Source organism: Shouchella phoenicis (assembly GCF_047238345.1).
Lineage (GTDB): Bacteria > Bacillota > Bacilli > Bacillales > Bacillaceae_D > Shouchella.
This window is the reverse complement of sequence record NZ_JBDFMQ010000001.1, coordinates 1,795,186-1,816,071: the sequence shown is the minus strand read 5'-3', so window position 1 is coordinate 1,816,071 and position 20,886 is coordinate 1,795,186. Positions and strand designations below refer to the sequence as shown.

Below are 20,886 nucleotides of genomic sequence, written 5' to 3'. Positions count from 1 at the left end.
TCATGAAACCAACCAAAAAATGTAAGCGCTTTAATTAAAAGGAGGGCGACATGGCTAAACCATATGTACAACTATGCCTGCTTATGCTTTCGATCATAGGAGTGGCTGGCTGCAGCAGTAATGCCACAACAGAGGAAGAGGTTTATGAGTGGAAGATGAGCGTAACCGTAGGGCCAGGCTCAACCTGGTATGAAGGGGCCATAAAGTTTGCCAAAGACTTGAAAGAACAAAGTAACGGTCGCTTCCTTGTTGATGTGTATACCAATGAACAACTGTCTGCTGGGAATCCTGAGGCAGGCGTTGAACAACTTATGGATGGCTTGAAAGATTTTTCTTACAACTCAAGCATTATTTATGCGGGCATTGACCCACGATTCGGCGTCTTAAGTGCTCCTTTTTTAATTAATGACTTTGATGACGCAGAGCGCGTGTTACAAGGACAAAGCGGAGAGATTATTAATGAAATGTTACGAGAGAGGGGCGTTGAACCTCTTGGGTTTGGTGAAAGTGGGTTTCGTCAAATTACCAATGATACACGTGCGATCACAAGTCCTGAGGACCTGGATCATCTTAAAATTCGAGTTCCTAGTATGGGTGTTTTCACGAACTTGTATCGTACTCAAGAAGCGGATCCGATCACAATGGCTTTTTCCGAAGTCTATACCGCACTGCAACAAGGAACCATTGACGGGCAAGAGAACCCCGTGGATGTTACTTATTCGGCAGGTTTAATAGAAGTACAACAATACATGACGATGTGGAACTATGTGTATGATGCGCTCGTGTTCGGCATGAATAAAGAGCTATTTGATTCTTTACCACCTGAGGACCAAGCACTCATAAAAAAAGTTGCTTCCGAGGCCAATGCCTATCAAATTAACCGGACTAGAGAAAAAGAACAAGCACAATTGACAGAATTAGAAGAGAAGGGCATGAACATTTATTATCCAACCGATGACGAAATTGGACAATTTCGAGAAAGTTCTCAGCAAGTATATGACGATTTTCGTGACGTATGGGGTGCAAAAAACTTAGAAACCTTTTTACGAGAAGCCAATGGGAGCGAGGAGGACGCACAATGAGGATCTTAACGTATTTAGAGCATGCGATTGTTATGTTCTCTTTAGCTGGAATGGCTCTCATAACATTTGCAAACGTACTTTCCCGTTATTTATTTGATACATCCTTTGCATTTGCTGAAGAAATAACGATTAACCTGTTCGTGTTAAGTACCTTTGTTGGCGCATCCATTGCCATTAAACGCCAGGCACATTTTGGGTTTCAATATTTCTTCGATAAATTTAAGCCTGAAATCCAGCGGGGTCTCATTCTGATGACGAGCCTTTTAATGCTGATTTTTTTGAGTTTAACACTTCTCTTTGGCTTAGAACTTGCTCTTAGTCAATGGGAACGGGGAAGGGTGACACCTGCTTTATCCATTCCTCAATGGTTATTTACGCTAGCCATTCCAATAGGGTCGCTATTCTGTATCATTCGTACCATCGAAATGATGCTTCATCGTTTAAAAAAGCGCACTAAAGGTCAGCGCAGTGTTGATTCGAATTCGGATAATGAATCGAAGGAGGCGAAAGTATAAATGTTAACGGCGATTATGTTCGCGATCTTTTTCCTCTTGATTTTTATCAATCTGCCCGTAGCCTTTTCATTGGGGATCGCAGCTATCATTGTACTGCTACTAGATTCAGGCTGGTCTTCGCTAGGACTGCTTCCCAGTATCATGTATTCATCGATCTCCTCATTTACTTTGTTGGCCATTCCTTTCTTTGTTTTAGCTGGGGTCATAATGGGGTATTCAGGAATTTCCAATCGTCTCATTGATTTTGCTTATTTGGCTTTCGGTCACCGAAAAAATGGCATCGTAATTGTCACAATCGTTGCCGCCTTTTTCTTTTCTGCCATATCTGGATCAGGACCGGCTACAGTTGCTGCTATGGGTGCCATCTTAATTCCTGCTCTCGTGAAAAATGGTTTTAAAGCCCATTCTGCCTCTGCATTAGTAGCAAGCTCAGGTTCACTAGGTATTATTTTACCACCAAGTATTGCCTTTATTGTATTTGGCGTGATTGCCAGTGACTTTATTAGCATTTCAATTGGACGTTTGTTTATTGCAGGGATTGTTCCAGGGATTCTCCTTGCCCTAAGCCTTTTAATTGCAAGCATGATTGTTAATAAAAAAAACCAACAATCACAGCGTGAAAATGAAGAAATTGCCATTACCGTTGAGAAAGCCCCGGGTGTTGAGGTGTTAAAAGCATTTCTTAAAGCTTCATTAGGTCTATTGATTCCCGTCATTATATTAGGAGGGATCTATTCAGGAATTTTCACTCCCACCGAAGCAGCTGTTGTAGCAGTATTTTATTCCCTTGTGGTTGGGTTTTTCTTCTATAGAGAATTAAAGCTCCAGCATATTCCAAAGATATTGGTAGATGCGTCAGTTCAGTCAGCAGTCATCATGCTCATTATTGGGGTTGCCTCTCTTTTTTCTTACATTATCACAACACAAAAAATTGCAGCCACAATGACTTCAACGATTTTACAGCTCACTACGAACCCTCTCATTCTGTTGCTACTTGTGGCCGTCATCTTGCTCATCGTAGGTGCTTTTATTGACACCATATCAGCTTTTTATATCTTTATTCCTTTACTCATGCCAGTTTTATTAGAGGTAGGGGTAGATCCGACGACCATTGGGGTGATGATGACAGTTGGTTTAGCCATTGGTCTATTTACTCCACCGGTCGGATTGAATCTCTTTGTCGCTAGTGGCATCTCAGGGGTCTCGTCAGAAAGTATCGTTCGAGGAATAGGACCTTATTTGATTGCAAGTATTCTTGTCTTACTTCTTGTCATGTACTTTCCAGCGATTTCAAATACATTACCTAATTTATTAGGTGTGTAAGATAGTAAGAGCGGGTACGCACATGTTGAACGTAAAAGAGGGTAAGCATGATATCGATCAAAACCCAGAAAAGAGTAACGTTTTACCGTTATTCTTTTTTTAGTCTCAATGGTTTGACTCTCGATTGTTGCATAATTTTTCTGCATTAGCGTATACTTTTGCAAAATTGAATTGTACGTTTATTGCATAATCAAAGCTATTAACACCTTTAACAATTGCGTATATACTCCAGATATGGCTTTGAGATAATGTGCAAAATTGAATTTTGTAAGGAGCGACCTTTGTGGTTTTAGATCAAAGAAGAATCGCCATTCTATCTTATCTTCACTCATTAACGTCACCGATTAACCCGGTCGAGTTAGCGGAGAATCTCGGTGTGTCAAAACGTACGCTATACCATGATTTAAATGAAGTGGACCATTGGCTCATTGAAAATCACGTTCCAGCCATTCAACGGAAATATGGAGAAGGCTTATTTTTAGAGCATGCAACAAAAGAACGATTATCCACACTAATTTCGTTAAAAGACCAATGGGCCTATCGCTTGAGTCAGGAAGAACGACATTATGTCCTTGTAGCGCATTTGTTCCTTCAACAGTCGTTTGTTTCTTCAAAACAATTGATGGACATCGTTCAAGTGAGTCGAGGGACAATTTTTAAAGACCTTGCGTCACTTTCTGAGCAACTCCAAAAGGATGGCATCTTGCTTACGTACGACAAACAAAAAGGATATCAGTTAACTGGTAGCGAGTATGCGCTGTGGCAAAAGATTCAACAAATCCTTCAAACAGTGACAGATGATGCTTTTGATGAAGTGAGAAAGATGCTCTTTCATCAAGTCCATTCGACCACAGAGCATGTAGAAGTGGTTTTACAGCAGGAGATTAAAAAGCTTGAAATGGCTTTAGCGATTACATTTAACCAGCAAGTACGCCTCGCCTTGGGGCTTACACTCTTGTTCATTTATCAACGTCCGCTACATGAAATATGGATTGAACAAGCTGAGCAAGATGTTTTGATTCAAAGCCCTGCTTTTAAAGCTGTGACAGAATTAAGTGCTCGCCTACAGCGTAAAGGGTTTCGGTTGTTATCACATTCCGAGTGCTTATTGCTTGTTATTCGCATACTAAGTTCTCGTGTAACAGATGCATCCGCGCGTCTTCATCAAACTGAACAAACGGACATTTCGCAAATCACCAAAGACATCATTGCCCAGTTTGAGTACAACAGTGGTGTGAATTTTCAAGACAAAGACCGTTTGTACAAGAATTTAGTTGCTCACATTAAACCAGCCTATTATCGATTGAAATACGACCAAACATTAAGTAACCGGTATTTACCCTTTATTGAACAACAGTTAAAAGAAGTGTATACATTAACGGAGCAAGCGTTACAGCCACTGCAACAATACGTAAACGTCGAGATCCCAAGAGAAGAAATTGCTCTTATCGCCATGCACTTTGGTGGGTGGATTAATAAGAAAAGAGAGAAGCGCCACAAAGCCTATAAAGCGGTCGTCATTTGCGAGAACGGGATTGCGGCTTCGTCAATGCTTTTTTCACAACTCGAGGGGTTATTGCCGGAAGTTGAGTTTTTGAATTACATCCCGGTGCGGTCGTTTAAATCGTATGAACCTAACGTAGATATTGCTTTTTCGACGACCTATATCAGTCAATCGACTATTCCCGTTATCTATGTACCAGCCATTTTAGGAGAATCTGAAAAGGCGACCATCTTTCGAGAGTTGCAACAATTTATGGATCCGGCACGGTTGAAGCGTTCTGATTTTGAGAGTGTCATGCAAATTATTGAACAATATACCGACATTCAACAAAAGGAAGAATTAACTCGTAAATTAGAACCGTACTTTCGCCCAACGAGTATTAGATTTGAGGTGTACAAACCAATGTTACATGAACTACTAGATAAAAGTATGATTGCGGTTCAGCAAAAGGTTTCGTCTTGGCAAGATGCTATTTCTGTAGCCGCGCAACCGCTCGTGAAAAAAGAACACATCGATGACTCGTATATCGATGCGATGATAAAAAACGTCATGACAAACGGTCCATACATTGTCATTGCACCACTCATTGCCATGCCTCACGCTAGGCCTGAAGAGGGCGTGAAAAAGTTAGGCATTAGTATGTTGAAGGTCAATGAGGCGGTCCCGTTTTCAAATGAAGCCAAACATGACGCACGATTAATTATTGTATTAGCTGCGATCGATAATGAGACTCATTTAAAAGCACTATCGCAATTATCAGAGCTTCTCTCTGATGAAAAAAATGTAAACCGTATTTTAGAAAGTTCAACAGCCGAAGACATTGAAATCGTTCTTCACCAGAAGAATGAAGGAGGAAATTAAAATGAAAAAAGTATTAGTCGTATGCGGAAATGGTTTAGGAAGTTCTATGATTGTGGAGATGAACGCCAAGCAAATCTTGAAAGACCTGCAAAAGGAAGCTGATGTTTCACATACAGATTTGACGACAGCGAAAACTGAGCAAGCAGATTTGTATATTGGATCTGAAGACATTGTTTCGAATTTACAAGATGGGTCTCGTCATGTAGTAGGCCTGAAAAATCTTTTAGACAAGAATGAATTGCGTACAGCTCTTGACCAACACGTATAACAGAAAGGGGGTCCATCACAATGATTGATTTCATCATGAACGATCTCTTAGGTACACCAGAATTACTGGTTGGTCTTTTTGCACTCATCGGCTTGCTCGCCCAACGCAAAGCAGTGGCTGATGTGGTGTCTGGGACGTTAAAAACCGTACTCGGCTTTGTTATTTTAGGAGCCGGTGCGATGGTCATTACTCAATCACTAGACCAATTTAGCGCCATGTTCAACCACGCTTTCAATGTAAACGGTGTCATTCCGAATAATGAAGTCATTGTTGCCATCGCCCAAGATGCGTTTGGAACCGAAACAGCCATGATTATGCTTTTTGGGATGGTGGCAAACATTCTATTTGCTCGTATTACGCCATTTAAATATATCTTTTTAACAGGGCACCATATTATGTTTATGGCGTGCCTCATAGCGGTTATTTTAACAACAGCTGGAATGTCTGGCGTTCCATTAGTAGCACTTGGGGCCATTATCCTAGGGTCATTAATGGTCTTACTTCCAGCGATGCTTCAGCCGTTTACTCGTGAAATCACAGGATCTGACGACATTGCAGTTGGTCATTTTGGTTCATTCGGGTACTATGCTTCTGCAACTATTGGAAAATGGGTTGGAAATAAAGAGAAATCTACAGAAGAAATTAAAGTACCAAAATCACTTGGCTTTCTACGAGATACCACTGTTGCCGTTTCCTTAACAATGGTTATCTTATTCTTAGTGGTCGCCTTCTTTACAGGAAGTAGCTTTATTGAAACCCAATTAAGTGATGGCCAGAATTTCTTAGTCTTCTCACTTATGCAAGGTCTAACCTTCGCAGCCGGTGTCTACATTATCTTAACCGGTGTAAGAATGTTGCTTGGCGAAATCGTTCCAGCCTTTAAAGGCATCGCAGATAAAATTGTTCCAAATGCCAAGCCAGCTCTTGATGCACCGGCGGTTTTCCCGTTTGCCAACAATGCGGTCATCATTGGCTTTCTATTCAGCTTTGCTGCTGGATTAATAAGCATGATGTTCCTTCCACTCTTTGGTTTAGCAGTAATTGTACCTGGTCTTGTTCCACATTTCTTTACCGGTGCAGCAGCAGGCGTATTTGGAAATGCGACAGGTGGCAGAAGAGGGGCCATTATTGGTGCAATGGTGAATGGCGTATTCATTAGTTTCCTACCAGCTCTTCTCTTACCAGTATTAGGTGACCTCGGCTTCCAAAGTACCACATTTGGGGATTCAGACTTTGGGGTAATTGGGATCGCACTTGGCTTAATGAGCCAGCAAATTAATTCAACTATCATCTTTGCGCTCATAATCCTTGCGCTGCTTGCTTTGTTCTTCTTTATTGGTATTAAGACGAGAAAAGAACCTGCTGATTCAAATCACTCATAAAGCAAGTTAAATACATGACATATGGAGGCCAGGTTCAATATGAATCTGGTTTCTTTATCATTACACGTATGCATTTACATTTGATTGACTTAACCTGTCTGACTTCGTAGAGATGGAGATAGATGGGATGTCAGAAGGGTAAGACATCACCGTTGATTCGTACAAAAGATATAGAATTACAACATGATACAAAACATTTAAGATTAAACTATTTGCTTAAATGTTCTTTTTTTGCCTTTGTAGCAGTGTTTCCCAATATTTACATTCATGTTGGGAAATCTAAATCATTCGACACAACCTATGATTTATATGGTAATATTATCCTATATTAGAAAAATCAAAAAAGTAGGTGATGACGTGTACGAAAAAATCCCCTCGGCAAAAGTGGGAGCAAAGATCGTAGAATGGTATAGCTGTATTCTTTCCAATTCTTATGAAGAAGCAATCTTATTAAAAGACGAAGCAAAACAAATGCTCAAAAGCATGGAAGAGGATGATAAAATACTAGCTTACTACTCACTTGTAGAGTATAGGCACGATAACATTCTTGATAAGAGTAGTATAAATGAACCCCTTGAGGACAAATTTAAATTTGTGGAGTCCGAGATGGATCGTTATTTGAAGTATCTTTATTATTTTATAAGCGGACAAGACGAATTTAATAATCAAAGATATAGAACTGCGATAAAAATGTTTCGAAAAGCCGAACGTTTATTAGAACACGTTAAAGACGATATGGAAGAGGCAGATTTCTTAGGTTATATGGGATATGCATATTATCGCATAGATCAACACCTGCTTGCACTCTCCTATTTAGAGCAAGCTGAAACAGCTTTTAGACGATTAGGCTTGGTATATAACGCTGTTAATAACAAGCAAGTGATAGGAGCCATTTACGTAGAATTAAAACAATATAAGAAGGGTGAACAAATATTAAAAGAGTGCCTTGAAGAAAGTACATCTCCAACAACAACAGGTATCATACTAAAAGCAATTGGACTTAGTAAATTTTTTCAATCAGAGTATAAGGCGGCCGAACATTACTTTGAAAAAACACTAGAGATTGAGGAAATCAGAAATTCTTACTATGGCATGAAGGCACTAACTGAGCTTTCACATGCTCGATTTAAACTTGGTAAAATTGAAGAAGCAATTGAGTCATTTAGAAAAGCTAAGGCTAGTGTTCAATATTACAAAAACTTCGAATTCCAAACTCGTTGCAAGTTTATAGAAGGATTATACATAACCAACGATGACAATATGGTTGATGAGTCAATAAATGAATTAAATGAGTCAGGGTTTTTCTTTGAAGTTCGTGAACTTGCTGAAGAATTAATTGAAATCTTTGAGAAAAAAGGTGATAATGAAAATGTAATAAAGTACTTTAAGATTGCCTATAATGCAAAACTAAAACCAGAAATGATTGGAGATGGTCAAGAATGAAAAAGTATTTGTTTGCTGTACTTACGATTACTTTATTAACAGTGACACCGATCTCAATGGACATGAATGCAAGTTTAAATGATAAGACAACTATTGAAACGAGAAGTAAGACCGATTATGCGTGAATCAAAAATTCTTCACAGAAGACAATTGGAAATGAAACAAAGATTGAAACTGGCTTAGTAAAAAAACTTTAATGCAGATATAAATGCCTTACTTTTTATTGAAATTAAATTCTGTCTCAAAACATTAAGTATTCTCAGTTATTGAGACGGATCTTCTTATTTTTATTTAGGTTCCTGTAATGTATATTATGTAAACTTATAAATAAAATTCCTTTCCCGCTACTGTGTTTGTATTCAAGAATAAAAAACTATGTACGAATGAGACAAGAAAGTTTGTACATTCTCTTTAAAGTGTGTATAAACTTAGATTGATTTCTCATCTACCCTTTAATGGTCTAATAGATAGTCCCTAAAATATTGCAAAGGTCTTGTTGCACCATCTTTAAAACTACTTGTAAAAATTGTTACTAATTGATAGTTAGGTGCGACAATAATATACTGTCCTTCATGTCCAATCGCAAAAAAAATTCTACCTACTTGATTGTCGGATGTTATGTTCCACCAATGATATGCGTATGAATAATGATTATCAGTTTTGATCTTTGAACTTGTAGATTCCTCAATCCAATGATATGGCACGATTTGTTTAGATTTCCATACTCCATTGTTTAAATATAGCGTACCGATTTTTAACATATCAGCCGTTTTCATTGTTAATCCGAATCCACCGATAGCTATCCCTTGAGCATCTCGGTTCCACTTGTAATCTGTTATTCCTAGAGATGTAAATAAATACTTTTTAGCAAAGTCTTCAGTATCTAATCCTGTAGCCTTTTTTAAAATCGCACTTAGCAACTGTGAAGAACCACAACTGTAAACCATTTCATTTCCAGGAGGATATTCAATGTCCTGCTGCAGTACAAATTTGACCCAATTTTTACTCGGTATCATACCATTATTCCCTGGCCAGTGTAGTCCTGTAGTCATTGTTAGAAGATGCTTAATTGTAATTCTCTCATTTTCTTTATCTTTATTAAATTTCGGGAAATAATGAATTATTGGGGTATTAATATTTTTGATAAACCCTTTGTCAATCGCAATTCCAATTAATGCGGATAAGATGCTTTTTGTAACAGAATATATTTTATGTTGTTTTTCTTTCATCTTTTGGTTTCGATAATATTCAAAAATCATGGTATTATTCTTCTGTACAAGGACACTATCAATTTTATCTTTTTTTATTATTTTTTCAAAATCGGTTAAAGATTTCATTCGCCTGAGAATCCTCCCTTATATATTTACCAAATAGCTTTTTCTTTTTTCTTAGTTTTAAAGCCAATAGATTTACAAAGTTTTAATGCAGATTCAATTTTTTCAACGAGAAGCTTTATGTAATCAAGATTGCATTTTGTAAATCCCTTTTAATATTAAGTCTTTTCTCATCTGCCTACTCCCAAGCCATAACACTTCCGTTGATTTCATCCTTGTAAAAAGCAGTCATTGAAATCCAGTATGGATTACTCTTATATTTATGCACTTTTCCTATACCTATAGAATTTCCTGGCCAAATTTTATTTTTCGCCTATAAATAGTTATTACTTCTTCATAGGTGTTCATATTCCAAATCTCTAAACAAATAAATCTTCCTTTTTAATTTAGGACTAATTGAATACCATCTATTGTTTACGGAACGTTTACTTCCATTAGTTAATACTGGGGTGTATATATTTCATCGCTCCAAAATCAACACTCTTTTTGTATGTTTCATTATAATGGACTTTGTCTCAAAATATATTTTTACTGAATTTTTAAAAAGAAAAAACTTTTTTTGTTTCTTTACAGCAAGAAAACAAATGAAATAAACCAAGAAAACACACCAAGCAGTATTAAAACCATTATTACACTCTCGAACCGTGTGAGTTTCCTTTCCTGTCTAGCTCTCTTAAGTTTCCTGTAGAAAATAAACGAACAAAACAATAGCACTAAATGACTGAATGCTGACGTGCTCTCCAAGAAACCGATCATATAATTCACTCCAAACTTGATGGAAAGTAATGGTTTACAATCTGAAATTGATTCTTTGTGCCAAAATATAATTTTATTCAATTATCGCAATGGTTTTGTGTATTTTTCATACATTTCTCGTTTGTTCAGAAGCCTAAGTAACAATAGTATAACCCCATACATTGTTTGTATTGATGCTAATACTATTCCCCCATTTATAACAAGGTCTAAAGTGTACTCTCTAATAATTGGTTGACCATTTCGAACGAATGCAAATAAAATTGTAAAAAGTAAAGCACAAAGATGGCCAATCAAGTATTTAATGTCCAGTGGTTTATGGTTAAACTTTTCGGACGAGTGTTTTTGAACAAAATTATATACTCGAATATAAATTAGACCAGTTAAAACTTGAACAATGAATAAGAACATATTTGTACATCACCTTTATATCTTTATCTGAAGACCATGCATTCGTAATTGCATTAGAATTTGAAAAAGCAGCCAAGCCGTTACAACTACAGAGAGCTTTCCACCTTAAGTAAGGTCTGTCTTAACATAAAACTAAGGTTCCATCTTGTCATTTTCCTCGATTTCGATTTCAATAGTCTTCAGGTTCTGCCATGTCGTTTTAGAAAAAGCATCCTCACTGTTAGTAACTTCAATACTTTCATTGTCTTCAATTTTATGTATCATATTATATAAAAATCCTATCACATGAGTGCTTTTACCTTTTGGACTTGCCATTTCTTTAATGCCATTTTCAAAAGTTAACTTGATCTTCATCCAACCCCTCCAACTATTATCTTTTTTACCATTTCTATTATATCAAAAAATTCTTATAATTAAAAAAGGGATATTGACACTTATATTATCTTTTATTGCCAAAAGATAAACTATTACACCGAGGACCCTTCCAACTTAATTTGGAAGGGTTTTATAACTCACTTGACGGCTAATTCATAGCTGTCGAAACAAGCTTGCTTAAAAACGCTTGTATCGGTTTTTCGCTAGTAATAGCTGCTAGCTCTTCCATAAAGGAGCGCAAGGATTGCTCGAGCTCATGTTCTTCCTTATTTTTATCATTCGTGTCTGCTAGTGTTTCAGAAACTACATAAGCTGTGTTAAGTACATTAATGAGCGGATATTTTCCATCAAACTCAAATACAGCTAAATATGCCTTGTAATAGAAATGTTTTTTGAACAGAGCTTCGTTTCCTTTACAGATTGTTTGGATTAGATCTTCCTCGAAGCAAAAGGCACTATTAATCTTATTAATATGAAATGGTAAGTGGTTTAACGTCTCTACGTGACTGCTATACGCTATTTGCATGTGAATCCCCTTTTTACAGATCGAACTTTTATTACGTCTGCTACTTATCCTTACTCTGGTACATTTCTTTTTAAATAATAAAGGATCTCTATTCTGTCCGCAATAATACAGGCAATCTCAAAGTGACTATCTACACTCGCGCCAATTACATTTTATTACCTAGCCAAAAAGCTAATTCGCTATAAAGAGAAACACGATAAAGCTTAACACGTAGCCTGCAAAAAAGAGGCCGACCCATTTCGTATCTTGTATACGAAGTAATGATTTAAATCCCTTGTTTAACACGGTACTAATAAGTGCCGCTAGCGCTGACACAAAAAAGATAATGGCTAGAATTAAAAACACAGCTTCCATAAGTCCCCTCCTTGTCACAAAAAATTTTGAGCGTTCCTCTTGCAGTTAGGTTATGAGTATGAATAAATACACGGTTAAGACGATTTAGAGATTAAAGAATTTGGTCACTTTATCAATGGTAAACTGGCTGTTGAGTTTAAACGCAATGTTTTGATTCGCTTTTAGTCCTTTTTCTTTGTAAGCTTTCTCAACAGGTACGGTTGCGGTCCAGTCGATCTTAACGATGTATTCACATTCATCGGGATCATCCGCTCCATAGGTGATTTCTTTGGCTTGCAGATCCAAATCCCATATGGAACACTCTTCCCCATCTATGTAAAATGTGACATCTTTCAGTGGCTTAACCGTTTCCGTCACGGTACCAACCCCCATGTAGCCGGCACCTGGCATATAGGCAAACACTCTCGCTCCTACGAATAGTCGTCCTAAAGTAGAATAATAACGGCGGTTACCCCCTGCAGAGACAAAGCCATAGGTGCGCGCATCTTCCCAGCTTCGATTTGGCACATCATTTAAAAAGTTTACAACAAAATCTTGCTTATTCCATTTTTCCTTTTTCTTCTCGTTCGCTGTATATTCCGCTTTATCCTCCACCGTGTTTGGATCAATGAGCCAACTTCGGGTGATGTATTCATTGCCTTCACTTTCAAAATAACGAAAGAAAACGGCATTTATGGGCACATTGTAGTGAGACGATAAATAGCCAATGATACGCTCCGTTTCCACATCTAAATAAGAAGCAACAATCGTCATCTGATGTGAGGTATTTAGCGTCTCTGGCAATGGTTCATTAAATTTGCTTTCAAATGCTTCTTCGAGTCGCGCTCCTTCGTTCTTTTGTTCAAACAGTTCAATCACTTGTTCAAACGTTAACCCTTCCACCCAGGAAGCATAATCTAGCGTTTGAGCGACGACATCACGCGGTGTTCGGTTCCGTTTTAATTCAAGGATATGTAAATCCCCTTCTGCATCCATCGCCAGCAAGTCAATGAATTTACCGTAATCGGTTAAAACTTGACTCCCAATTAAGATTAAATCTTCAGATAGGACGGTTAGATCTTTAATCAAAATTTCTTCCAAGCGTCGTTCGGACTCAATAGATGAAAAATTAACTTTATCTACTTGTTCACCTGACACTCTCCAAACCCCTACTTCTACCGGCATCACGCCACCCCTCATTCACTCAGTTTGATTTACTATAGCACATGTCCCATCGTGATTCGATTGACACTTTTCACGATAGTACTTTCTACGAACGACATTTCAACAATCATTATAGATGGAGCCCGATGATTCGAGACCTTATTTGTTTGTATGTGAAAGCAAATGCGTAGTGTAATGGACAAATTTAACTACTATATTATCGTCTTATACTCCCCAGTATGCACCTCCATGAACTTAATCCTTCGATTTCTTTTTTATGTAAGACTCACTTTATATCCTTTAATCTCTTAAAGCAGTCTCTATCGAGTTGTATCCAATCCTCATCCCTTCTCAAACCAATATCTGTTAAAATAATTGTACTTAGGAGGTTTTAAAATGGTGAATTTATTTAAGGATATGGTTATGGATCCTTATCAGTTAGAAGAAGTAAAAAGCGATGATTTTACTATTGTTGAAAATAAAATTGGGTTAAAACTACCTCAGAGCTATAAGAATTTAATGATGCTTCAAAATGGCGGTAGTTTAAATAAAAACAAAATAACAATTGACCAAAACACTATAACGATTAATTACCTTATGGGCGCAAGTAAAGATTCTGATGAGGGAATCTTACAAAGCGAATATTTCAAAAATGAATGGGGCTTACCTGATAATATTGTACTACTCAGCGGTGAAGGTGAGATTTGGATTGCACTTGATTATAGAAAGAGCATGAACCCAGTCGTAACCTACTTCGATGTTGAAACAGAAGAAGACTTTATTCTTGCCGATAACTTTGAAGATTTTATAGAGAATCTCTACGGCAATAGCGAAAATGACCAAATCAATTTAGACGATATTATTTTTGAGGGTGATAAAACTCATTTTTCTGTTGAAGAAGCTGAAGAAGCTTTTGAACACGGAACAATCAGCGATAAAAGTTTTGCTCTAATTCAATACGCGAACGACCTTAACACAGATACAAATTGGCTGCTTGTGCAAATTAACACGGTAATTAATACCAAAGGTGATTTCAATGAAGGTATTATCTCAGAGGCTGCTGAAGAGTTGTACAAAACAATAAATAAAGCTAATTCAGAAATTATTGCTAAAGACAAAACAATAACTGATTCAATTTCTATCATGAAAAATCACAGAGATTATGAGATACAGAAATACGCAGAAAAAATTGAACAGCTACATATCCAGAAAAAATGAATACACATAGCAAAAAAAACCAAAATTGCGGTTTCTTTTTATTTAAAGTATATAAAAAATTCAATTAGGGTAAATGCTGACTATCCAAGGCAGGTTCATGGAATGGCCCTCATGGCTTTATTGTACATATAGTCCCTTAAGCCTCGCCACTTGGTGAGGTGTACATGTTTGAACTGAAGAGATTACCTCGACGTTCCTATTGCCATCTATAAAAAGGCATCCCATTAATCGCTTTTTAACTCAATTTTCACTACCTACATCTTTAATGTTACGCTTAATTCATTAGCTATGGAGAAGCAGCTAATCGTTTTCGTTTTAGGTGCAAACGCTCCAATAAACCCATTACACAGGTTTCACTCACCTTTTTTTTGTCAAAGTGTAGAGTAAATAAAACGAAAAAGGGAGGAAAAATTAATTTCAGTCGGCCCCATCATATTGGGTAACCACACTTTCATTACGAGAAAATAACCTAAAACACCAACTGCCACACCCATAGCAATTACGAACAGCGCTTTCTGGTTTCTGGACATTTTTTCACCTCACGATCACAATAACATAAAATAGGTCTTTATGCAGTGTGTGCTATGCATCCATGATTCCATTCTTTTTAGAAAAATTTCAGTTCTCCAGCAAGCAAAATGCACCTTTTATTGAGCATTAAAAAGTTCCGTTGTAGTTCGATATACTTCGTAGTATCCATAAACTAAACATTTAAAAAACCATTCGACGTGAATGGCTTTGTGTCATGATTCGTCTGCTGGGTTTTTGCCTTTAAAAGAAACAATAAATACGACTACACCGACAACAAATGCACCTAGAGCTAGCCATGACAGCGTATTAGAAACTGGAATAACGTCTAGTAAACCGAGAACAGCAATAATAGGGAGGACAAAAATAGTACCCAGTATGCCTTGGAATCTTGAATGTCGCGCTCTTTCTTTAAAAGAAGCCATATAAGATCCTCCATCATTTCGACTTATGGATGATATTCCCAAAAAGTGAAAAACAAAACACTTTCTTTCGCAGTCTAACCGAATCGAGTCCATACTTTGCTAGACAAAAAAAGAGAACGATCCATATGAAAAGCAGTCACTTGCCGCTTTCCATATTCGCGATCATTCTCTTCATCAAATTGCGGCCACCTTTTCACAAACCAACTGACCAACACATTGAACTGTATCAGTCTTATATTCGTTTAAAACACTCCCGCTATTTAATGCCTGACATGGTAAACCCATCGACAATATACTTTTGAAAAATCGCAAAGATGATTAAAATCGGCACAACCATCACTGCGGAACCAGCCATTTGCAAGGCGTAGTTTTCCCCTGCCTGTCCTTGCAAGAGCGCAAGTCCGACCGAGAGAGTGTAAAGTTCTTGTGAATTGGCCACAATGAGAGGCCAAAGAAAACTGTTCCATGCGCCAATAAACGCCAAAATTCCTTGAACGGCGAGAATCGATTTTGCCATTGGAAGCACCAACTTAAAAAAGATAAAAAACTCCCCCGCTCCATCAAGTCTAGCCGCCTCTAATAAGGCATCAGGAATGGTGGTCATAAATTGTTTGAACAAAAAGATGCTAAATGCGGCCACAAGACCAGGTAACACGATGCCGGGCATGGTATTCGTTAACCCCATTTGATTAAGGATGAGATAAACCGGAATCATGGTCACTTGTCCGGGAATCATCATAGTCGCAAGCACTAAGAAAAACAAAGGCCGGTTGCCTTTAAAATCGAACTTCGCAAAACTATAACCTGCCATTGCATTGAAGATAAGCCCGATCAGAGCACATCCAACTAAAATCAATGTATTGCGTAGATAGGTACCAAAATTCATCTCTGTAAAGAGACGAGTAAAGTTTTCAAATGTCCATGTTTCTGGGAAAATACGGACCGGTATTTGAATAAGCTCTGGATTGGGTTTAAACGCCGAGAGAAGCATCCAGATAAACGGAATGGATAGAATAAACCCGATTCCTATGAGAAGAACGGATACAAAACCTTTTTCGACTTTTGAGCGTTGTTTCGTTGCCATGGCCTCCTCCTTACATCTCGCCTTGTTTACGGCGTAGTTTAAACTGTATTAGTGTCGCGATGATGATAATAATAAAGAGCACAAAGGACGCAGCGGCAGCATAGCCAAAATTGCTGTAGCTAAAACCAGCTTGATAGATAAAGAGCGCAATCGAAATTGTGCCATCTAATGGTCCCCCTTCTGTCATGACGAACGGTTCTTCGAAAAATTGCAGCCAACCAATAAGTGTGGTCACGGTAATGAAGAATGTCGCAAACCCTAACAGCGGAAACGTAATTTTGAAAAATTGCTGAACGCGACTCGCCCCATCAATCGTTGCCGCCTCGTAATAATCTTTTGGAATTGATTGAAGCGCGGCTAAGTAAATCAACATGTTAATCCCAATGCCTTTCCAAACAGCTAACAGGATAAGCGAGAGCTTGGCGATTGTTGGATCTTCTAACCACGGAATCGGTCCTGCGTTAAAGACGCTGAGCATTTGGTTGAACAACCCGTAGGAGACGTTATAGAGAAACCCCCAGATTACAGCAATCGCGACAATATTGGTGATTGCCGGCATATAATAGATGACCCGAAAAAAGCGAAACACTTTCGTTGCACTATAATTCAACAATAAAGCGGCCCCTAACGAGCTAAAAATGACAAGCGGCACGCCAATGATGACATAAAAAAACGTATTATACATGGCGGTCCAAAAAATCGGATCGGACATTAAGACACGATAATTTTCAATTCCGACAAAGGAAATGTTGGTCCAGTTAGAAATCCCACGCAAATCCATGTCTGTAAAACTAATGCCGAGTGCGATGATAATGGGAAGCACTGCAAAAACGAGCAGTAAGAGTACAGCTGGCGCAATAAACACATAGGGAACAGACGAGATGGGGCGTTTCCCCTCATGAGATGGTTTGATTGCTTTCTTTCGCACGATTTCCATTTAATTGGCCTCCTTGCCATCATCGGTTATGATCATTGGTTCGATGCGCGATCGAAAATCTTCAATCTCTTCTTCCACGTCAGCGCCTGCTCTCGTTATTCGTTGTTCTGAACGCTTCCATTCATCATTGATTCGATTCCAGTTTAAGACTTGCGGCTGTGCCCTGGCGTTTTGAAGCTGTTCATAGTACGTGTAAAACCGCTCATCTTCTTGAAGCGCAGGATCGTCCCACGCGTCCATACGCGGAGGCAGCACTCGAACATCAGTAAAATAATCAATCTGCGTCTGGCGATCGGTCAGAAACGAAAGGAACGTAACCGCTTCTTCAGGATGGTCGGTCCATTCAAAGATGGCCATATTTGACCCACCAATGACAGACAGGTTATTTTCCTTCCCTGGCATCATTCGTGTATCCCAATCATCAAAGTCCGGATAATTATCAATGAGCTGTTGGTAGCGAAATGGCGGTTCAAACGTCATCGGTTGAATGCCGTCTACAAACGATTGCATCGGATCTAAACCGAGGCCAAGTGGCGCAAGGTCTTCTTTGAAAAATCGCGTATAAAAATCGACGGATTCAACGAAAGCAGGATCCGAGAAGTCGACGCCTTTATCAGCCGTTTCAAACTCAACCCCATTTTGCCAAGCAAAAATATACGGAAGCGTGTCGTCATTTTCTGGTATGGTCATGGCGTACAACCCATCACCTCGATCGTATAAAGCTGTTGCCGCATCGTATAATTCTTCCCAAGAATCTGGTCCTTCAGGATACCCAACCTCTGCGAGTAAATCGGTTCGGTAGAAAAGAACGCGTGTTTCGACGTACCACGGAACGGCGACGAGCTCTCCGTTGTAAATCGATGAATCGACTGCACCTTCAAAGAAATGATCAGGGTCTAAGTTTGGGAAGTCCTCCACATAAGCGTCCAAAGGCAAGAACGATCCTGTGCTCGCGAAATCAGCCATGTAGGACGTCCCCATTTGTACGACATCTGGGCCATTGCCGGATGCGACTGCGGTTAGCAGGTTATCATAGATGTTCCCCCACGGAATGGCTTGCAAATTCACCGTGACACCTGGGTTTTCGTCTTCAAATCTTTGGATATAGCCTTCATTGACAAGCTGTTCCGCTTCCCAACCAATCGCCCAAACGTCCAGGGTTACTCCCTCATCATCTGCTGTGGAACACCCAGCCAACAACATAGCAAGCCCGGCTGTGCCTAAAAAACGTTTTTTCACTGGTCATACCCCTCTCCTTTAAGACGTGTGAAACGTAAACGTCAATTTTCCTTCGTCCTCACAGACACTACTTCCATCCATCCATACATGAAACAGCCCAGGGTCACTCGCATAAGATAAATCACTATGATGGTAACGAAGCATCTCCGAATCGATCTCAAATGAAACGGTTTTTGTTTCATTCGGTAAAAGCGAGATTTTCTCAAATCCTTTTAATTCTTTTACCGGCCGCACGACTTCACCGACCACATCTTGGATATAGAGCTGAACCACTTCCTCCCCTGCAACAAGACTTGTATTGGTTACATCGACTGAAACGATTAACGTAGACGATGGATTCAACTCCGACTGACTGATTCGGCGATTGCTATAGGTGAACGCAGCATAGCTCAGTCCAAAGCCAAACGGGTAAAGCGGTTCGTTTGGAATATCAATATAGCGCGAATAGAAACGCTCCTCACTGCCTTCAGGTAACGGGCGACCCGTTTTATAGGCATTATAATAAACCGGAATTTGTCCTGTGGCTCGTGGAAACGACATCGTTAATTTTCCGCTTGGATTGGTCTTGCCGAACAACACATTCACGACTGCCTGTGCTCCTTCAGAACCAGGATGCCAACATTCTAAAATCGCATCAGCATAAGGTTCTACGTCGGTCAGATCTATTGGTCGTGCGTTAAATAGTGTCACAACAACCGGCTTTCCTGTCTCATGTGCCTTTTTCAAGAGCTCGATTTGACAAGGCGCAAGCGTAATCGATGCCCGACTTCTCGCCTCTCCACTTCGATCTCGCCCTTCGCCTAAAGCGAGCACGATCACATCTGCCTGAGCCATGACGTCAAGGGCTTCAAGTAGCAGCGTTTCTTCCCGGTGATAAAGTGCCGACCCTTGCGCATAACGTGCGTCTGGCAAGCGATCTTTTAGCGTCTTGGTCTCCTCCATATTGCCAAAAATGGACCATTCCCCCAACAAATCGGGGTTATCGGCATAAGGACCTACAAGCGCAATCGATCTGTTTCGTTCTAGTGGGAGAACGTTCTGATTTTTCAACAATACCATGCTTTTCTCTGCCACTTCACATGCTAATTTCCGATGCTCTGCTGCATTCAGCACGGCTTGCTCATTTGTTACACTCATTCCGCGATACGGGTCCTCAAACAAACCAAGCTCGTTTTTTAATTCAAGCACGCGCAGAACAGCTTCATCGAGAAGAGACGCATCAATGAGGTTTTGTTCCACAAGAGACGATAACGATCGCGCATAGGAAAGACTCATCATATCAATATCAACCCCTGCTTGTAGGGCTTTTTGTGCCGCAACGGACTCGTTCTCTGCTACCCCGTGTGCCACCAACTCTTCCACAGCGTCAAAATCGGAAATGACGACGCCTTCAAAATCGAGTTCGTCTCGTAACATCCCTCGTAATAACGGTGCATTCCCACTTGCCGGCATGCCATTAACCGTATTAAAGGCCGTCATCACTAATTTTGCGCCTGCTTGAAGAGCCGCCTTATATGCAGGCATGTGCATTTCTCTTAACTCTCGCTCTGACAGGTCCACGGTATTATAGTCACGTCCGCCTTCTGACAACCCATACGCTGCAAAATGCTTGACACATGCGCCAATATGATCATTGGAAATCGTCTCGCTACGCCCTTGAAGACCACTAACGGTCGCCGCAGCAAAGCGTTCATTTAAATAAGGATCTTCTCCAGTCGATTCCATAACCCGTCCCCACCGAGGATCGCGCACTAAATCAGCCATTGGTGCAAAGCTTACATGTAAACCTGCGCTTGATGCTTCTTTTGATGCAACCGCTTGCAATTTTTCGATAAGCGATGGCTCCCACGTCGCACCAAGTCCTAAGGGAATCGGAAAGATGGTCTGAAATCCGTTTATTACATCCGCCATAAACAACAACGGAATCCCGAGACGGCTACGATGTAAATGGTTTTCTTGAATGGCTTTGACTTTTTCAAATCCAGCAATCCCTAAAACCGAGCCGCTAACGTCAAGCATGTCGTCCTCTACTGGAAATTCAATTCGTCCCGTCACCGGGGTGCCATCGTCATGTTTCATATAAAAGGCTCCTGCAAACTGGGTAAGTTGCCCCACTTTTTCTTTAACGCTCATCTTCAAAAGCAATTGTTCAAGTTGTTCTTGTTTCATTCGTACACCTCA

The 20,886-nt window shown here is 39.5% G+C and carries 20 protein-coding genes; 9 read left to right on the top strand and 11 right to left on the bottom strand.

Features of this window, described 5'->3' with window-relative positions; translation table 11 throughout:
- The first annotated feature begins 50 nt into the window (after positions 1-50).
- The 8 genes from ABC361_RS09780 (at position 51) to ABC361_RS09745 (ending at position 8,503) form a co-directional block, all read left to right on the top strand.
- Positions 51-1,082 (top strand): DctP family TRAP transporter solute-binding subunit, encoded by a 1,032-nt coding sequence (locus ABC361_RS09780; protein WP_413073810.1) that lies wholly within the window; start codon positions 51-53, stop codon positions 1,080-1,082.
- Positions 1,079-1,597 carry a TRAP transporter small permease gene (locus tag ABC361_RS09775; RefSeq protein ID WP_413073809.1) on the top strand — a complete coding sequence of 173 codons (519 nt, stop codon included), beginning with the start codon at positions 1,079-1,081 and terminating at the stop codon, positions 1,595-1,597. Before ABC361_RS09780 ends, ABC361_RS09775 begins: the two co-directional genes overlap by 4 nt.
- On the top strand, positions 1,598-2,920 hold the full coding sequence (locus tag ABC361_RS09770) for a TRAP transporter large permease (protein ID WP_413073808.1): 1,323 nt from the start codon (positions 1,598-1,600) through the stop codon (positions 2,918-2,920). It begins immediately after the preceding gene.
- Between the two features lie 283 nt (positions 2,921-3,203).
- Positions 3,204-5,285 (top strand): BglG family transcription antiterminator, encoded by a 2,082-nt coding sequence (locus tag ABC361_RS09765; protein ID WP_413073807.1) that lies wholly within the window; start codon positions 3,204-3,206, stop codon positions 5,283-5,285.
- A 1-nt stretch (position 5,286) separates the two neighbouring features.
- Positions 5,287-5,553: a PTS sugar transporter subunit IIB gene (locus ABC361_RS09760; RefSeq protein WP_413073806.1), complete on the top strand. Its 267-nt coding sequence runs from the start codon at positions 5,287-5,289 to the stop codon at positions 5,551-5,553.
- 20 nt (positions 5,554-5,573) lie between these two features.
- Complete coding sequence (gene ulaA, locus ABC361_RS09755; RefSeq protein WP_413073805.1) at positions 5,574-6,935, top strand: PTS ascorbate transporter subunit IIC; 1,362 nt, start codon at positions 5,574-5,576, stop codon at positions 6,933-6,935.
- Between the two features lie 357 nt (positions 6,936-7,292).
- Positions 7,293-8,378 carry a response regulator aspartate phosphatase gene (locus tag ABC361_RS09750; protein ID WP_413073804.1) on the top strand — a complete coding sequence of 362 codons (1,086 nt, stop codon included), beginning with the start codon at positions 7,293-7,295 and terminating at the stop codon, positions 8,376-8,378.
- Positions 8,375-8,503 (top strand): hypothetical protein, encoded by a 129-nt coding sequence (locus ABC361_RS09745; RefSeq protein WP_413073803.1) that lies wholly within the window; start codon positions 8,375-8,377, stop codon positions 8,501-8,503. Before ABC361_RS09750 ends, ABC361_RS09745 begins: the two co-directional genes overlap by 4 nt.
- A 327-nt stretch (positions 8,504-8,830) precedes the next feature.
- Here ABC361_RS09745 and ABC361_RS09740 read toward each other — a convergent pair whose 3' ends face one another.
- From ABC361_RS09740 to ABC361_RS09720, 5 genes are all read right to left on the bottom strand, one after another.
- Positions 8,831-9,715 (bottom strand): serine hydrolase domain-containing protein, encoded by an 885-nt coding sequence (locus ABC361_RS09740; protein ID WP_413073802.1) that lies wholly within the window; start codon positions 9,713-9,715, stop codon positions 8,831-8,833.
- Between the two features lie 1,293 nt (positions 9,716-11,008).
- Positions 11,009-11,230: a hypothetical protein gene (locus ABC361_RS09735; protein WP_413073801.1), complete on the bottom strand. Its 222-nt coding sequence runs from the start codon at positions 11,228-11,230 to the stop codon at positions 11,009-11,011.
- Positions 11,231-11,399: 169 nt separating this feature from the next.
- Positions 11,400-11,777, bottom strand: coding sequence for a hypothetical protein (locus ABC361_RS09730; RefSeq protein ID WP_413073800.1), 378 nt, complete (start codon positions 11,775-11,777; stop codon positions 11,400-11,402).
- Positions 11,778-11,948: 171 nt separating this feature from the next.
- Positions 11,949-12,131, bottom strand: a complete 183-nt coding sequence (locus ABC361_RS09725; RefSeq protein ID WP_413073799.1) for a hypothetical protein — start codon at positions 12,129-12,131, stop codon at positions 11,949-11,951.
- A gap of 84 nt (positions 12,132-12,215) precedes the next feature.
- Positions 12,216-13,295, bottom strand: coding sequence for a DUF91 domain-containing protein (locus ABC361_RS09720; protein ID WP_413073798.1), 1,080 nt, complete (start codon positions 13,293-13,295; stop codon positions 12,216-12,218).
- 375 nt (positions 13,296-13,670) lie between these two features.
- Here ABC361_RS09720 and ABC361_RS09715 point away from each other — a divergent pair, with 375 nt between their 5' ends.
- On the top strand, positions 13,671-14,492 hold the full coding sequence (locus ABC361_RS09715; RefSeq protein ID WP_413073797.1) for an SMI1/KNR4 family protein: 822 nt from the start codon (positions 13,671-13,673) through the stop codon (positions 14,490-14,492).
- A gap of 371 nt (positions 14,493-14,863) precedes the next feature.
- On the opposite strand, the gene ABC361_RS09710 is transcribed toward ABC361_RS09715, so the two are convergent.
- The 6 genes from ABC361_RS09710 to ABC361_RS09685 form a co-directional block, all read right to left on the bottom strand.
- Positions 14,864-15,022: a hypothetical protein gene (locus tag ABC361_RS09710; RefSeq protein ID WP_413073796.1), complete on the bottom strand. Its 159-nt coding sequence runs from the start codon at positions 15,020-15,022 to the stop codon at positions 14,864-14,866.
- Positions 15,023-15,235: 213 nt separating this feature from the next.
- Complete coding sequence (locus ABC361_RS09705; RefSeq protein ID WP_413073795.1) at positions 15,236-15,445, bottom strand: hypothetical protein; 210 nt, start codon at positions 15,443-15,445, stop codon at positions 15,236-15,238.
- A 256-nt stretch (positions 15,446-15,701) separates the two neighbouring features.
- A complete protein-coding gene (locus ABC361_RS09700; RefSeq protein ID WP_413073794.1) occupies positions 15,702-16,529 on the bottom strand; it encodes a carbohydrate ABC transporter permease in 828 nt (275 codons plus the stop codon).
- A gap of 10 nt (positions 16,530-16,539) precedes the next feature.
- Complete coding sequence (locus ABC361_RS09695) at positions 16,540-17,466, bottom strand: carbohydrate ABC transporter permease (RefSeq protein ID WP_413073793.1); 927 nt, start codon at positions 17,464-17,466, stop codon at positions 16,540-16,542.
- Positions 17,467-18,705, bottom strand: coding sequence for an extracellular solute-binding protein (locus ABC361_RS09690; protein WP_413073792.1), 1,239 nt, complete (start codon positions 18,703-18,705; stop codon positions 17,467-17,469).
- Positions 18,706-18,723: 18 nt separating this feature from the next.
- A complete protein-coding gene (locus ABC361_RS09685; protein ID WP_413073791.1) occupies positions 18,724-20,874 on the bottom strand; it encodes a glycoside hydrolase family 3 N-terminal domain-containing protein in 2,151 nt (716 codons plus the stop codon).
- Positions 20,875-20,886: the final 12 nt, after the last annotated feature.

Coding starts and splice junctions, on each gene's coding strand:
- ABC361_RS09735 (WP_413073801.1), bottom strand. CDS start 11,230: ATGAAGATCAAGTTAACTTTTGAAAATGGCATTAAAGAAATGGCAAGT.
- ABC361_RS09760 (WP_413073806.1), top strand. CDS start 5,287: ATGAAAAAAGTATTAGTCGTATGCGGAAATGGTTTAGGAAGTTCTATG.
- ABC361_RS09770 (WP_413073808.1), top strand. CDS start 1,598: ATGTTAACGGCGATTATGTTCGCGATCTTTTTCCTCTTGATTTTTATC.
- ABC361_RS09700 (WP_413073794.1), bottom strand. CDS start 16,529: ATGGCAACGAAACAACGCTCAAAAGTCGAAAAAGGTTTTGTATCCGTT.
- ulaA (WP_413073805.1), top strand. CDS start 5,574: ATGATTGATTTCATCATGAACGATCTCTTAGGTACACCAGAATTACTG.
- ABC361_RS09725 (WP_413073799.1), bottom strand. CDS start 12,131: ATGGAAGCTGTGTTTTTAATTCTAGCCATTATCTTTTTTGTGTCAGCG.
- ABC361_RS09730 (WP_413073800.1), bottom strand. CDS start 11,777: ATGCAAATAGCGTATAGCAGTCACGTAGAGACGTTAAACCACTTACCA.
- ABC361_RS09695 (WP_413073793.1), bottom strand. CDS start 17,466: ATGGAAATCGTGCGAAAGAAAGCAATCAAACCATCTCATGAGGGGAAA.
- ABC361_RS09715 (WP_413073797.1), top strand. CDS start 13,671: ATGGTGAATTTATTTAAGGATATGGTTATGGATCCTTATCAGTTAGAA.
- ABC361_RS09720 (WP_413073798.1), bottom strand. CDS start 13,295: ATGCCGGTAGAAGTAGGGGTTTGGAGAGTGTCAGGTGAACAAGTAGAT.
- ABC361_RS09705 (WP_413073795.1), bottom strand. CDS start 15,445: ATGGCTTCTTTTAAAGAAAGAGCGCGACATTCAAGATTCCAAGGCATA.
- ABC361_RS09710 (WP_413073796.1), bottom strand. CDS start 15,022: ATGTCCAGAAACCAGAAAGCGCTGTTCGTAATTGCTATGGGTGTGGCA.
- ABC361_RS09775 (WP_413073809.1), top strand. CDS start 1,079: ATGAGGATCTTAACGTATTTAGAGCATGCGATTGTTATGTTCTCTTTA.
- ABC361_RS09745 (WP_413073803.1), top strand. CDS start 8,375: ATGAAAAAGTATTTGTTTGCTGTACTTACGATTACTTTATTAACAGTG.
- ABC361_RS09780 (WP_413073810.1), top strand. CDS start 51: ATGGCTAAACCATATGTACAACTATGCCTGCTTATGCTTTCGATCATA.
- ABC361_RS09685 (WP_413073791.1), bottom strand. CDS start 20,874: ATGAAACAAGAACAACTTGAACAATTGCTTTTGAAGATGAGCGTTAAA.
- ABC361_RS09740 (WP_413073802.1), bottom strand. CDS start 9,715: ATGAAATCTTTAACCGATTTTGAAAAAATAATAAAAAAAGATAAAATT.